Raw genomic sequence first — 13,799 nt, 5'->3', positions numbered from 1 at the left:
TGAAACACATTTTTTAATCTCCTATTTGCCAATGAAGCAACCACCCTGTAGCCAGATTACCGAACTTGAAAAAAATTTATTCCTGTTGTATTTGTATCCAACAGCCACATTATCTTCCTCCACTTCCTCATGAGCCAAGACCCGTAATTTATTTATCCAATACAGCTTTAATTGCAATCGCAGGTCAAGCACCAGGGTTGCGTGTCTATGAAACTTCTATCCATTTTAATGATCGCTCTGGTAAAATATTGCGTAATTGACTCGATGTTACGAAAGAAAAACTTTATAATAAATCCCTCTTTACTATTGTTTCTATGAGATTTTGTTTTCCAAGCTATGACAAAAATAAATCTGATTTACCACCAGACGTGAGTGTCGTGAAATATAGCATGAGAAAATATTTCAAGCGATGCCACAAACAAAGCTCGTTCTTGCTATTGGAAGTTATGCACAAAAATGGCATATTGCAGAGTTAAAGCATAAAATTGTTTTAGAAACCGTCCATGATTGGAGAAATATTCTTTTCATATGCCAACCTCGGGGTTATAATGTCATGCCTTTGCCTCATCCCTCATGGCGAAACACTTCTTGGTTACAAAAAAATCCATGGTTTAATGATGAGCTTGTTGTGTGTCTGCGTAGTTTAATACGTGAATTTTTATAAACTGAATATTGAGAAAAAACATGGATCGTCTTGACAGAAAAATTCTACATCTTTTGCAAGAAAATGCAACACTCTCTGTTGCTGATATTGCAAAAAGAGTTGGACTTTCAACCACTCCTTGCTGGCGCAGGATTCAAAGACTTGAAGAGGATGGCGTTATTCAGCGTCGTGTCGCTGTTCTTTCTCCAGAAAAAGTAAATGCACACGTTACTGTTTTTGTTTCCATTCGTACAAACACACATAGCCATGAATGGTTTAAGCGTTTTGCAAAAATTGTGCGAGAATTTCGTGAAGTCATTGAATTTTATCGCATGAGTGGAGATATTGACTATTTATTGCGTGTTGTTATTCCCGATATTGAATCCTATGATCTTTTTTATAAGAAATTAATTTCTAAAATTGACATTCATGACGTCTCATCTTCTTTTGCAATGGAACAGATTAAATATACAACAGAACTTCCACTCAACTATATAAAATTGCAAGAAAAAACCAGCGAACAAAGTTCTTAAAAGCTTTTTTAAATATGCTGTTATTCTTTAGGCGATCAAATCTTCTTGTTCAAAATCCGCCATTTTTGTATGCATCAAAATAGCAGCCTTGACAATACCAGCTGCCATGGCTGCACCCGTTCCCTCACCAAGACGCATCCTTAGATCTAAAAGCGGTTCTTTTCCAATCTTTTTTAAAAGTTTACGATGTGCTGACTCAGAAGAAACATGTCCAACAAGAGTATGATCAAGAGCTCTTGGATGCATTTTATAAAGTACCGCTGCTGCTGCTGTTGCCACAAAACCATCTAAAATAACCGGAACTTTTTCCATTCTCGCTGCTAAAATAGCCCCAACCATAGCTGCAATTTCACGCCCTCCTAGGCGACGCATAATTTCAAAAGGATCATTAAAATGATCCTTGTGTAAAGAAACCGCTGTCTTGATCACCGCTATTTTACGCTGATAAAATTTTCCCTCGGATCCCATACCATTTCCTGTCCATTCCTCAACCTCTCCACCAAACAAAGCTAAACACAAAGCTGAAGCTATTGTTGTGTTTCCAATACCCATTTCACCTATACACAGGAGATCTGTTCCACCAGCAATGGATTCCATTCCAAATGCCATTGTAGCAGCTGCACTACGCTCGTCCATTGCTGCATCTTTGGTAATATTCATCGTGGGATATTCCAGTGCTAAATCAAATATTTTCAATCCAAGATCATAAGCTATACAAATTTGATTAATAGCAGCACCACCAGAAGCAAAATTTTGGACCATCTTCTGCGTCATAGATTGCGGAAATGGTGTAACATTTTCCTCTGTAACGCCATGATTACCAGAAAAAATAGCAACTAAAGGTCGTTTTACGATAGGCTTTTCCGTTCCTCTCCAGCCCGCATACCAAACCGCAATCTCTCCTAGTTTCCCTAGAGATCCTTCAACTTTCGTTAATTTTTCTTGCCTTTTTTTTGCCAAAGTTATAGAAAACGCATCAGCAATAGGTAAATTTGTGAGTAAAGCACGAAAATCATCAAATGGACTAACGGACATGAAGATACCTTTTTAAATCTACAATGTTTAATGAGAATCTCGTCATATATACAGGATATGAATAATTTGTTGTATTTTTCAAAGCAGCGTTTTAAGAACGTCAAATATTATTAATAAAATTATTTTTGTACTATATTTTCTAACAGAATGACCGTTTTACTAATTTATATATTATAAATATTATCAATATGTTATCATATATTTTTATATTATAATTTTAATCTATTTCCACATTGAGTAGCATTGATCCGCACACTGTTTAACATGTGGTATTAACATCCTCTCCATAATAAAAGTGATAGCTTTCTGAAATTCACGAATCTGGATTCGTCCAAAATCTTCTTAAAGAAGTAAAGCTTTAGAGAATCTAAGCTTTAACATATATTAATCTCTAAATTGCTGTTAAATGATGGCAGAAAAAGCTTCTTTCAAAACATGCACGCCCGCATCTGTTTTTATTGCATCATTTGATAATATTTGTCGCCATCGACGTGCTCCATCCCGACCATGAAATAAACCAATCATATGACGCGTCACATGAGAAAGCCGCCCTCCTAATGCAATATGTCGATCAGCATACTCACACATGGCCTCAATAAGATCCCTATCACCAAGATTATTCTGCGGTTCACCATATATTTCAAAATCAATATATTTTAACAAAGTTGGATCATGATAAACTTGTCGACCAACCATGGTAGCATCACACAAAGCCAAATGCTCTTTAATCTCATAAATCGATTTGATTCCACCATTTATCCCAATGAATTTATTATGATATTTACGTTTTAATTTATAAACTCTTTCATAACTAAGTGGAGGAATATTGCGATTTTCTTTCGGGCTTAATCCTTGTAACCATGCTTTGCGTGCATGTACCCAGAGTGCATCACACCCAGCATTCCAAACTTTATCAGCTAAAAGATCTAAAGCTAATTCTTCATTTTGCTCGTCCACACCAACACGACATTTAACAGTGACAGGTACGCTAACCACTTTTTTCATCTCTTCTACAGCACTTGCCACAATATCAGGATGCAACATCAAACAAGCACCAAATACACCCGATTGAACACGATTTGATGGGCAACCAACATTGAGATTTATTTCATCATAACCAAATTCTTCAGCAATTTGCGCAGCCTCTGCCAATTTTTTTGGATCTGCTCCCCCTAGTTGCAATGCAATTGGATGTTCTTTATCGTTCAAAGCTAATATTTGTCTGCGAACACCATGGATTACAGCATCGGCTACAATCATTTCAGTATAAAGGAGTGCTTTTTTCGTTAAAAGACGATAAAAAAATCTGCAATGCCGATCTGTCCAGTCTAACATTGGTGCTACTGCAAATTTTACTGATGATGGAGGATCATAAAATATCATAAGAAAATTGCTCTCTTAGCTCTATTAAGTGTTTCCCATTCATACATACAAAGCCTCCACTTTTTTCTCACTACGCAGAAAGTTTTATTCTTTTTATTGTCACTTAAAAATGTAGAAATAAACTCTCTATTCCCATTATCTTTTTCAATTAATCTAAAATTAAACCAACACCAATTGAAAAAAAATACAATAACCATTCATAACGGAATAATTTCTTGAACCATGGTCATGCAATTGGTGCTATAAGATGTGAAAGTTATAACATCAAAAAAATCCTTTGAACGGTTCTTCTTGCCACTCATATTACCCTTCTGAAAGCTATAGCTGCACTATCCAGCATAGTATCTAAGATATTTTGAATTTGATAAAGAACAAACAAAAACATTACAAAGCTCGTGTCATTATAACGAATTTTTGTTCAATATTCTTTAATTTATTGCGCGAATAGATACTAAAGTACTACTTTGGATTTCTGTGATCATAAATTCTTTTCACTCTCTTTTTGGTTTTCCATGTAATCAGAAAGCATACTGATTTCTTTCTCATTAAACAAAAGCCCAAGTTTTGAACGACGCCATAATACGTCTTCACATGTTTTAGCCCATTCCTTTTCTATTAACCATTTGACTTCTATTTCGTAGAGTCCATGTCCAAAATTTTTTCCTTTATCTGCTTTACCATTTGCAAATATCAATAGTGCCTCAGAACCATAAGACCGCGCAAGTCTGCGGTATGTAAAAGAATCTAAATCTGGAATCAAAAGAGCAATCTTATTTTCAATTGCATTTAGCCTATTATATGGAAAATCACCCCCAGGAAGCGTTGAATTTTCTGTCCAGGGTTCTCCCTTTGTCCCAAGCGCTTTTTCAACAAATGTCATTGCGTCTTCTGCCAATTTTCGATAGGTTGTAATCTTACCACCGTAAAGATTAAGCATCCTTGGCACATCTTCTGATCCAATTTCTTTTAGAACGTAGTCACGTGTGGTTTCCTGTGCTTTTGACGTCCCATCATCATAGAGCGGACGAACTCCAGAATAAGACCAGACAATATTTTCACGCAATACGGGTTGTATGAAATATTCACTCGCTGCTGTACAGATATAGTCAATTTCTGCATCTGTAATATGAACATGAGCAGGGTCACCTTGATAATCACAATCTGTTGTTCCAAGCAATGTAAAATCTTCTTGATAGGGAATAGAAAATATAATACGACCATCACCGTTTTGGAAAATATAAGCACGGTTATGAGCATAGAGCTTGGGAATTAGAATATGAGAACCTTTAACAAGCCGTAGTGGTGGATTATCTTTACAGTCCAACACGTTTGCCAAAATATTCTTAATCCAAGGACCCGTCATATTCGCAATATAAGAAGCCATGACGTAATATTCTTTACCGTTTAATTTATTTCGAAGCATTATAAGCCATTTTTTTTCTTCTCTTTTTAAAGAGAGAACTTCTGTTCGTACTTTTATATCGGCACCGTACTTTTCTGCATCACGAGCATTAGCAATGACCAAACGCGCATCATCTACTGTTGCATCAGAATATTCAAAACCTTTCTGATATTCTTCCTTAAGTATAGAGCAAAAATTCTTTGAAAAATTAATTGTTTTACTGCGCCACAGTTTTTGATTCCAGTTTCCTAGATGATCATACATAAAAAGTCCAAGACGCAATATCCAAGCAGGACGCAACTCTTTATGATAAGGGAGAAGAAAACGTAAAGGACGCACAATATGAGGAGCCATACGCCAAATGATCTCGCGTTCTTTTAATGCTTCACGAACCAACTTGAACTCATAGTGTTCAAGATAACGAAGACCGCCATGAATAAGTTTTGTTGATGCACTTGATGTCCCCGAGGCAAGATCATTCATCTCCGCCAATCCCACTTTAAACCCGCGTCCAGATGCATCCCTCGCCAACCCGCACCCGTTTATTCCTCCACCAATGATAAACAAATCATAATGCGTTGTGGTTTTCATAATTTTACTTTTCATCATTTGATTTAATTTGTTCTAATGTGCTCAATAAAGCAACAGTAAAAAATCAATAAAAATGCTCTTAATTGGATTATCAACGTGCTTTTTTCCACAATAAAAAACATGCATCAAAAGAGCTTTGATATCATCACAGATGCAACCAACGTTTGATAAAAAAGAAGAAAATTTAGCTATTAAAGAAAATGCTCATAGCAAAGCATGTATTATGTAAACCCTTCCGAGAGAAAAAAATTGATGTTTTCCCTGTAACATACTAGATGTATACTGCGGCTAAGTGCTTTATTGTACATAAGCAATAGTTTTCATATCGTTTACTCAACTTTACAATAGAAATATGAAGGCATACAAATGATTCAGCAGTCTCAATACTTAAAAACAATGCTTATTGCGAAATTTTTAGCAACAGTTACGTTGAGTATTTTAACCTTTTCGTCTTCTTTATCAAATGCAACCTCAAGTGATAAAATAGCAAATTATTTGAATTCAGAAAACCTTAAAACGCAACTTCTGGAAGATCCTACTTTTTTATCTAAGCTTAAAGAAAAGCTTACACCAAGCGTTGATGAAAACGATATTCAAAACATTGTAAGAAACTATTTGCTCACTAATCCGGAAATCATGATCGAAATGCAGCTTATACTTCAAGAAAAGCTAGAAAAGCAAAGCGAAGAAAAAGCTCAAAAACAAGCTTCAATCATCAATCTGTTGAAAAAGGAAATTTTCCAATCCCCTTATGATGCTGTTTTAGGAAGTCCAAATGGTAAAAGAGTCCTTGTTTATTTTTTTGATTACAATTGCGGATATTGTAAGACATCTTATTCACACATAGAAAACTTAATAAAAGAATACCCAGACCTACGGATTATTATCAAAGAGTTACCAGTTTTGGGACCTGATTCTGTGGCAGCACATAGTGTTGCTTATGCTTTTCGAAAACAATTTCCAGAGAAATATCCTCAGTTTCATAGAGCGCTTTTAACCAATAAAAGCCGCGTCAATGAGGCTAAAGCTATTAAAATAGCAGTTTCATTAGGAGCAGATGAAAAAAAACTACGCAATGCAATAAGAGATTCTAATCTTCGAAATTCCTTTAAAGAAAATATTCAAATTGCCTCTGCACTGAATATTACAGGAACGCCTTCTTATATTATTGGTGATAAAGTGCTTATCGGAGCCGTAAGCCAAGATATTTTAAAAAAATCCATAGAAAATACACAGTAAATATCTTTTTTTATCTCATACACTTAAAAAAATACCGTCAATGGAATGATTTTATGCTTTCTCTTTTTTGGTAACAGGCTTATAAGTGCGACTTTATACAGCAGATACTGGTTTAAAATTGCAGACCATAATCTAAAAAAGTAGATAGCTTTTAATAGAAGCCTCAAAAAAGGTCATCCGTAGTCTAAAGATATTCGATCATAAGAAATAAATAGTGACGATCTTCATTGATCAAGGAGTGAAAAATAAAATGTCAACAAAAAAAATGGACGTGGAAAAACATACCGCAATTGATACAAAAATTATCCGTGACCTTGCTGAGATTTTAAATGATACAAATTTAACGAATATTGAACTTGAACAAGGTGGACTTCGTATTTGTGTGTCACGTCAAAACACCTCAGCCACTCCTGAACAGACAATTTATGCTCCCGTTCCTGCCCCTGCTGTTACTGTAACTTCTCCTCCTGCCTCCACAATTGAAACTCCTATACAAGAGGATAAATCAAAAAATGCAATAACATCTCCCATGGTTGGGACAGCTTATCTTGCACCTTCACCAGGCGCACAACCTTTTGTAGAAATAGGGCAAAATGTTTCTGAAGGACAAACGTTACTTATCATTGAAGCGATGAAAACGATGAATCAGATTCCATCAACACGCTCAGGTACAGTGACTGCTATTTTTGTTAAAGATAGCCAACCCGTTGAGTTTGGCGAACCACTTATTGTTGTTGAATAAAGCGAGGAGCAACTATGATTCGAAAAATCCTCATTGCTAATCGGGGAGAAATTGCTCTTCGCGTGCTACGAGCCTGCAAAGAACTTGGAATAAAAACCGTAGCCGTCCACTCCACTGCTGACGCTGATGCAATGCATGTTCGTCTTGCTGATGAAAGTGTTTGTATTGGCCCCCCCCCAGCGCGCGATTCTTATTTAAGTATTCAGCAAATTATCGCTGCGTGCGAAATTACGGGAGCTGATGCTGTTCATCCAGGCTATGGCTTTCTTTCTGAGAATGCAAAATTTGCAGATGTTCTAGAAGCCCATGACATCACATTTATCGGTCCAACAGCTGCACATATTAGAATCATGGGAGATAAAATAGAAGCAAAGAAAACCGCTAAAAAACTTGGAATTCCTGTAGTCCCTGGTTCAGACGGCGCTATTACTGAAGAAGTTGAAGCTCTGCGTACTGCTCGTGAAATTGGTTATCCACTTATTATTAAAGCTTCTGCCGGTGGTGGTGGACGTGGTATGAAAGTTGTCCATTCTGAACAAGATTTTGCTATAGCTCTCAAAACAACCCGTTCAGAAGCGGCAGTAGCTTTTGGTGATGATGCAGTTTATATCGAAAAATATCTAGAAAATCCCCGTCATATTGAAATTCAAATTATAGGTGATGGAGCGGGAAACGCTGTTCATTTAGGAGAACGCGATTGTTCACTTCAACGGCGTCATCAAAAAATATGGGAAGAAGCTACGTCACCTGCACTTAATGAAACTGAACGGAAAAAAATTGGTGCCATTGTGGCAGATGCTTGTGCACAACTTGGATATCGTGGAGCAGGTACTATTGAGTTTCTTTATGAAAATGGCGAATTCTACTTTATTGAGATGAATACGCGTTTACAAGTCGAGCATCCTGTAACTGAAGCGATTACAGGCATAGATTTAGTTCATGAACAAATTCATATTGCATCAGGCTGCAAACTTTCAGTTACACAAGATGATATTTGCTTTTCTGGTCATGCTATTGAATGTCGTATTAATGCGGAAGATCCGATTAATTTTACACCATCACCGGGAACCATTACACACTTTCATACACCTGGAGGTTTAGGAATTCGCGTTGATTCAGGTGCTTATTCAGGTTATCGCATCCCTCCTTATTATGACAGCATGATTGGAAAACTCATTGTTCATGGACGCACGCGTTTAGAATGCATGATGCGTTTACGACGCGCTTTAGATGAATTTGTGGTTGATGGAATCAAAACGACATTGCCTCTTTTCCGTGATCTCATTAACAATGAAGATGTTGCAGATGGTAATTATAATATTCACTGGCTAGAAAAATATCTTTCTAACAAATAAACTTTTTTAGATTCATGATTTGATAACAAAATGGTGAGTGCTCATCAACGCTTCTACAAAGTGGCAACATGGGAGTAATATCTAAAATTGCTATAAACGATAGTAAGAAAACAAAGAGTCTGGTTATTTTATAATTTATGATATAAATTTCTACAAATATCCACCAAAATTGGTAATTTTCTATTTTCCTTTTTGTAAAGTTTGTGCTACCTCCTACGTGTTTATGCCCTTATAGCTCAGTTGGTAGAGCACCTGATTTGTAATCAGGGGGTCGGGAGTTCGAGTCTCTCTGGGGGCACCATTTTATGTATTCAATATATTGAAATATATAGATTTTTTCTTTAAAGAGCTGTTTTTAGACCACCTTTTAGACCACCTTATACAGTTTATATAATTTTACCTAATTTGTTCTTATTTGCTCCTTATTTTTCTTTGGAGTGAATGCTAAAATCTCTTTTTTTCTCCACCTCACTGCTCTACCTAATTTATAGGGTTCAGGAAACAACCCTTGAAGCACCCAATTGCGAATCGTTGTTGTGGATACACTAAAAAGCTGTGCACACTCACGTGTCGTTACATATCTATCTCCATCATCAAATATCATCTCATTACCTTTCTATTTTTTATATTAATTAAATGGGCGGGGATGCTTGGAGGAGAGAGCACCCCCATAACTTTAAGCAGCTTTTGCTAATATCTTTTCTGTTTCTTGTTCTATCTCTACTAAAAAGGCTTCGACAGCTTTATTGATATATGCGATCTGTTTTTCATCACGGTGTACGCGTTTTGCTTTGATCCGTAAGGGCGCCGATTGGCCAGTAAAGCGTGGATCATAACTCACAAAATCACACCATTGACGTCCTGTACAAGCCATTTGGAATTGCATTTGTGCGAGATATTCAGGCTTGATCTGGTTATCGAGAAAAAAGCGTATATGCGTTTTTGATCTTGGACATTTGACCTCTATTAATCCATGATCCCCAATCAGACCATCAGGGCTTGCACCGGCCATCTCCATTGTGGGGTGTTGGATAAAACCGCACTTTGTAACATGAGTATCATAAATGAACTCATATTCTTTGATTGCATCCTCTTCATGGTCAATACCCCATCGCATGTCTTCAGTTTCATAATGGGGGCTTATTTCCTCTGTTAAGCGCTCTGTGATGAGTGTGATTTTGTAGTCATCATATTTGCTTGTCGGCAAACCTTTTGCTGTCTTACTGAGTACGTTGTAAATATTAGAAGCAGTGATTTTTCCCAACCGCACTTGAAACCACTCTGCTGTTCTTTGTTCCATCTCACACCGCCGTTTGTTGTTTTTGTTGTCTTGGTGCAGATTCAATATCTTGAATATGTATGCATTCGGCATCTTGTATAAGAAGATCGGTTTGCTCTTGTGGTTGCAAGGATTGTTGTGCGGCAGCCATTTGCATGCATTGCTTTTTCTTCAACCCCTCTAAAGCCATTTGTGCTTTCTCATAAGAGAGATCGATGAGGCTTTGTCCTTTTACAAAAGAGAGTACTTTTGCTTCATCTGTCTGTGTTTGTTCCATGAGTTTTTTGATTTGTACAAGCATTTCATGAGAAATTGGTTGCTCTTGTGTGTTGTTGTTTCCTTCATTAATCCGCACAGCTTCATCTTCTTCATAGATTCCAGAAAATCCGAAGGCATACCGTGCACATTGTATGGTTGCCTTATGGCGCAACATGCGAGCAGGGTATTTCTGCCAAGGATCTGTTTTTTGTTTGCATTCGTTGAGATATTCAGTGACTTCAATGGGGTCTTTAATCTCTTTCAAGCGTATGGCACATTTGATAGCAATGAGATTGCCGTTATTGTCGAGTTGATCTTGAAAGGTCATGCCGTCAAATTTAGGATTTGACTTTATGATCTTGATCCATCCATCAATAGAGACAACAGGGATGATGCCGCCGCCTCGTTTAGGAAGAGCATAAATCTCTTTAGTGAGTGGATTGAGGCCATAAGTATTAGCTACCGAAATAAAAGCAGCAAATTCTTCATCAGAGAAGTTATGGCTGATACAGGTTTTGATGATAGTCTTTCGAAATTCTTGTTCTGAGAAGCCATATTTTTGCGATATAAGGGCTAAAGGAGAATTTGTCATTTTGGTTTCCTTTATTTACGCATCACTCACCCGTGGCGTGAATCACGCTTTTGTTAAAAATGGTTGTTTGTGCTGTTAGAAGTTGGTCTTTTGAGACCGTGCTCACTTATCAGTGAGTTCGTATTTCTTTTCCATAGTTTTTCTCCTTTGTTAATGCATGCTTTGTCTTTTAAGTTCTTGAGACAGCACACCAATTCCTTTTGCTGTGATTTTTGCGCAAGGAATGAATTTTTCTATTCCACTTGCGGTTTGAAGTGTGATGGTTGGACAATCCATAAGTTTCTTTTGGATTTTGTCTTGGTACGGTAGCAAATTTCCACCTACTGATCGTCTGTAAACCCAACCTTTTTGCTGTAAGAATTGAATGAACTGTTTTGGTTGCATCTCGAGTATTTTAGCGGCTTCTGTAAGACCAAAGAGTCCATCATGGCGTTGTAAGCTTTCAAGAGCCATTGCTTTTGGCTTTAAATCTTCAATGATGGTGTCTTTTTGATCTATTTGCCCTTGTAGGTAATTCAAAAAGCCAATCATAGCTTTTGGACTTGAGTAATCGATTTGTGGAACCGCCACCTGCTTTTCTAATTCTTGCCAACGATCAATTATTTTTGCACGTAAAGTAGTGCTATAACCAGAAACAAGAATTAAGCATTCACGCTTGGGGAGATGATAGCAATTTTGAGGCTTGCCTTGTTTGTCTAAATAGGTGCCCTCAAATTTGAGGAGACCCCCTTCAGAGTATAATTCCCCTAACATTTGCTTAATGTCGCGTCTTACATTGTCATGTCTTTTACCGCATAACTCTGCAATCTCACGGCTAGACATAGTTTGAACCGTTTGGTTATTAAAATCGTTTTCTGCTGTTGTCATAAGATTATGCATGATGAACTCCTTTCAAGAAGCTCGTATTTTTTTCAGATGTTCTAATAAAGTCTTGCATCATCACTGCCTTAATTAACCAAAACACAAGGTTTGATATAATGCTGTGTTTTTGCTTCTGTGGTATTTTGTTTTGGCAATTTTCTTTGCTGCGTAAATTGTGAAGTGATGATTATCTATTTCATCTGTTTTTATTTCAGATTTTGGACAAATCTTTTTTCTGTTCCATTCTTCTTTTGTAAAAACAAAATCCACCCCCTCTTTCAGATCAAACTTTTCAACACAATCATTAAACCAAGTGGAAAAATCTTGTTTCAAATGTAAACGCCTATGCATTACATGGGCATTGACCATTGGGATGTAACCGGTTTTATCCTCTCCCTCGTTTTTGGGTGTGATGTATCGTTCAGTCTCTTTACTTTTGGCATGACTGTTCATAGATTTGTTCTCGTTAATGACTGATGGAGAAAGGGGGCGCTTTTTCAAACGCCCTTAGAAATTTTAAAGCACATCACAAGGACGCAATCGGTGCTGCTGTTCATAGGTACCAAACATTTTGTCTTTATATTTCTGCTGTTTTATATCGTCTAAAAAAAAGCCGTATGCTGCGCTGTGTTTAATAAAGTCATGAGGTATGATGTCGTCAAAACACTGTTGTTCACGTTCTTTAAGGTAAAAATCGGCAATATCTTCAGAGATATCTTCACAACGGTTCATAGCTGGTTCAATGCGAAAGATTTGGACAGCGTTATCAGCTTCGTCAATAAAGTCGATAATGTCATTTTCTTCGTAAAATGGCCCAGACTGAGCGAGATTTTGTACCTCATTTTCACATATGACTAAGAGAATTTCATCTGAATTTATAAAAATTGGTTTTCCCATAATTTCCCCTCCATTACGATTCTTGGCAATTAATTCTGTTTAGTTTATGGAATATATATTTCATTTTTAATGAAAAATGTCAATAATAAATTTCATAAAATATGAAATATTTTGCATATGGAGGCTAACAGTGGATGAAGAAATGCTAAAAAAACTTTGGAATTATGGGGATAAAAAGGTGATAGCTGCTATTATTTTTTGTCTGATTGGCCAGAATTCTGAAGAATCGTTAAAACAGCTTGCTGAACTTCAGGCTTTGCTTGATAAAAAAGACTAACAAATTGTCCAGACCCCTCTATTAAAAAGGGTGGTACCTCGCCAATAAAATTAATAATTTTTATTAATTCATCTGCCTTTATCGAGCGGTTTGTGCCTGAGTTATTTAATATGCTGGTAAGAGTGGAAGGCAATATACCTAAATGCTTAGCCAGCATTTTTTTGCTGCCGTGTCCTTTTTTTACTAATTGCTCATTAAGCCATAATCTTAACTGTTCACGTTCCATATAATTAAATTCTTTCAGGTTGAGTGAAAAATCAATTCAATAAATTCTGAATTTTTACTATTGATAAAGTTCATAATTTATGAAATTATACTGTTATGAAACAAGAGCCTGCATATACGCTTATAAAATATTTAGGAGGAGTCACAAAGGTTGCACGCATTTTACGTAAATGTAAAGGCGCTGTTTATCGTATAACCTACTCCAAGAAAAAAGGCGGTGCCGGTGGGTTGTTTCCTTCAACTTATCAGGCACAACTGCTTACTTATGCTCAACGGCATAACATTGACCTGCGTCCTGAGGATTTCTTTTATCCTGAGCGTTTGCGAGCTTTGATGGAAATAGGAAAGTTACCTCCAACGACCTCTTTTGTCAACGATTTCTCTGTTTGCATGAAGCCGGGCAAGCGAAGTGAAATGATGCAGTCTCAACATGAGGAAAAGTAAGTGAAGTTTATTACGTTTAGCTCCATGAAGTTAGAATATTAGT

Annotated in this window: 15 protein-coding genes, 1 tRNA gene and 1 pseudogene; 7 read left to right on the top strand and 10 right to left on the bottom strand. The window is 36.7% G+C overall.

Features of this window, described 5'->3' with window-relative positions:
* The first annotated feature begins 31 nt into the window (after positions 1–31).
* Positions 32–664: pseudogene (locus tag V4P57_RS04130) on the top strand (uracil-DNA glycosylase family protein).
* Between the two features lie 20 nt (positions 665–684).
* Positions 685–1,176 carry an Lrp/AsnC family transcriptional regulator gene (locus V4P57_RS04125; RefSeq protein WP_455466832.1) on the top strand — a complete coding sequence of 164 codons (492 nt, stop codon included), beginning with the start codon at positions 685–687 and terminating at the stop codon, positions 1,174–1,176.
* A 27-nt stretch (positions 1,177–1,203) separates the two neighbouring features.
* Here the strand turns inward: V4P57_RS04125 and cobT are convergent, their stop codons facing one another.
* From cobT to glpD, 3 genes are all read right to left on the bottom strand, one after another.
* Positions 1,204–2,211, bottom strand: a complete 1,008-nt coding sequence (gene cobT / locus V4P57_RS04120) for a nicotinate-nucleotide--dimethylbenzimidazole phosphoribosyltransferase (RefSeq protein WP_455466831.1) — start codon at positions 2,209–2,211, stop codon at positions 1,204–1,206.
* A 402-nt stretch (positions 2,212–2,613) separates the two neighbouring features.
* Positions 2,614–3,594, bottom strand: coding sequence for a tRNA dihydrouridine(20/20a) synthase DusA (gene dusA, locus V4P57_RS04115; protein ID WP_455466830.1), 981 nt, complete (start codon positions 3,592–3,594; stop codon positions 2,614–2,616).
* Between the two features lie 478 nt (positions 3,595–4,072).
* On the bottom strand, positions 4,073–5,605 hold the full coding sequence (gene glpD / locus V4P57_RS04110; RefSeq protein ID WP_455466829.1) for a glycerol-3-phosphate dehydrogenase: 1,533 nt from the start codon (positions 5,603–5,605) through the stop codon (positions 4,073–4,075).
* A gap of 348 nt (positions 5,606–5,953) precedes the next feature.
* On the opposite strand from glpD, the gene V4P57_RS04105 reads away from it, so the two are divergent.
* The 4 genes from V4P57_RS04105 to V4P57_RS04090 all read left to right on the top strand — a co-directional run bounded on the left by V4P57_RS04105 (position 5,954) and on the right by V4P57_RS04090 (position 9,224).
* On the top strand, positions 5,954–6,826 hold the full coding sequence (locus V4P57_RS04105; RefSeq protein WP_455466828.1) for a DsbA family protein: 873 nt from the start codon (positions 5,954–5,956) through the stop codon (positions 6,824–6,826).
* A 250-nt stretch (positions 6,827–7,076) separates the two neighbouring features.
* Positions 7,077–7,568, top strand: coding sequence for an acetyl-CoA carboxylase biotin carboxyl carrier protein (accB, locus tag V4P57_RS04100; protein ID WP_455466827.1), 492 nt, complete (start codon positions 7,077–7,079; stop codon positions 7,566–7,568).
* A gap of 14 nt (positions 7,569–7,582) precedes the next feature.
* Positions 7,583–8,923, top strand: a complete 1,341-nt coding sequence (gene accC, locus V4P57_RS04095; RefSeq protein WP_455466826.1) for an acetyl-CoA carboxylase biotin carboxylase subunit — start codon at positions 7,583–7,585, stop codon at positions 8,921–8,923.
* Between the two features lie 225 nt (positions 8,924–9,148).
* Positions 9,149–9,224: transfer RNA gene (locus tag V4P57_RS04090), tRNA-Thr, on the top strand.
* A 99-nt stretch (positions 9,225–9,323) separates the two neighbouring features.
* Here the strand turns inward: V4P57_RS04090 and V4P57_RS04085 are convergent.
* The 7 genes from V4P57_RS04085 to V4P57_RS04055 form a co-directional block, all read right to left on the bottom strand.
* Positions 9,324–9,527 carry a helix-turn-helix transcriptional regulator gene (locus V4P57_RS04085; protein WP_005865986.1) on the bottom strand — a complete coding sequence of 68 codons (204 nt, stop codon included), beginning with the start codon at positions 9,525–9,527 and terminating at the stop codon, positions 9,324–9,326.
* A gap of 72 nt (positions 9,528–9,599) precedes the next feature.
* Complete coding sequence (locus V4P57_RS04080) at positions 9,600–10,223, bottom strand: lambda exonuclease family protein (protein ID WP_455466432.1); 624 nt, start codon at positions 10,221–10,223, stop codon at positions 9,600–9,602.
* 1 nt (position 10,224) lies between these two features.
* Positions 10,225–11,052, bottom strand: a complete 828-nt coding sequence (bet, locus tag V4P57_RS04075) for a phage recombination protein Bet (RefSeq protein WP_455466431.1) — start codon at positions 11,050–11,052, stop codon at positions 10,225–10,227.
* A gap of 150 nt (positions 11,053–11,202) precedes the next feature.
* Positions 11,203–11,931 (bottom strand): Rha family transcriptional regulator, encoded by a 729-nt coding sequence (locus V4P57_RS04070; protein ID WP_455466430.1) that lies wholly within the window; start codon positions 11,929–11,931, stop codon positions 11,203–11,205.
* 72 nt (positions 11,932–12,003) lie between these two features.
* Complete coding sequence (locus V4P57_RS04065) at positions 12,004–12,366, bottom strand: antA/AntB antirepressor family protein (protein ID WP_455466825.1); 363 nt, start codon at positions 12,364–12,366, stop codon at positions 12,004–12,006.
* 63 nt (positions 12,367–12,429) lie between these two features.
* The gene (locus V4P57_RS04060; RefSeq protein WP_455466824.1) at positions 12,430–12,810 is read right to left on the bottom strand and encodes a hypothetical protein; all 381 of its coding nucleotides are present in this window, start codon (positions 12,808–12,810) and stop codon (positions 12,430–12,432) included.
* Between the two features lie 191 nt (positions 12,811–13,001).
* On the bottom strand, positions 13,002–13,313 hold the full coding sequence (locus V4P57_RS04055) for an XRE family transcriptional regulator (protein ID WP_455466823.1): 312 nt from the start codon (positions 13,311–13,313) through the stop codon (positions 13,002–13,004).
* 95 nt (positions 13,314–13,408) lie between these two features.
* Between V4P57_RS04055 and V4P57_RS04050 the strand changes: the two genes are divergently transcribed.
* Complete coding sequence (locus tag V4P57_RS04050) at positions 13,409–13,756, top strand: hypothetical protein (RefSeq protein ID WP_455466822.1); 348 nt, start codon at positions 13,409–13,411, stop codon at positions 13,754–13,756.
* Positions 13,757–13,799 lie beyond the last annotated feature (43 nt).

This window comes from Bartonella sp. B39, from assembly GCF_053795145.1.
The sequence above is the reverse complement of the archived record's forward strand: the minus strand, read 5'-3'. Positions and strand labels throughout refer to the sequence as shown.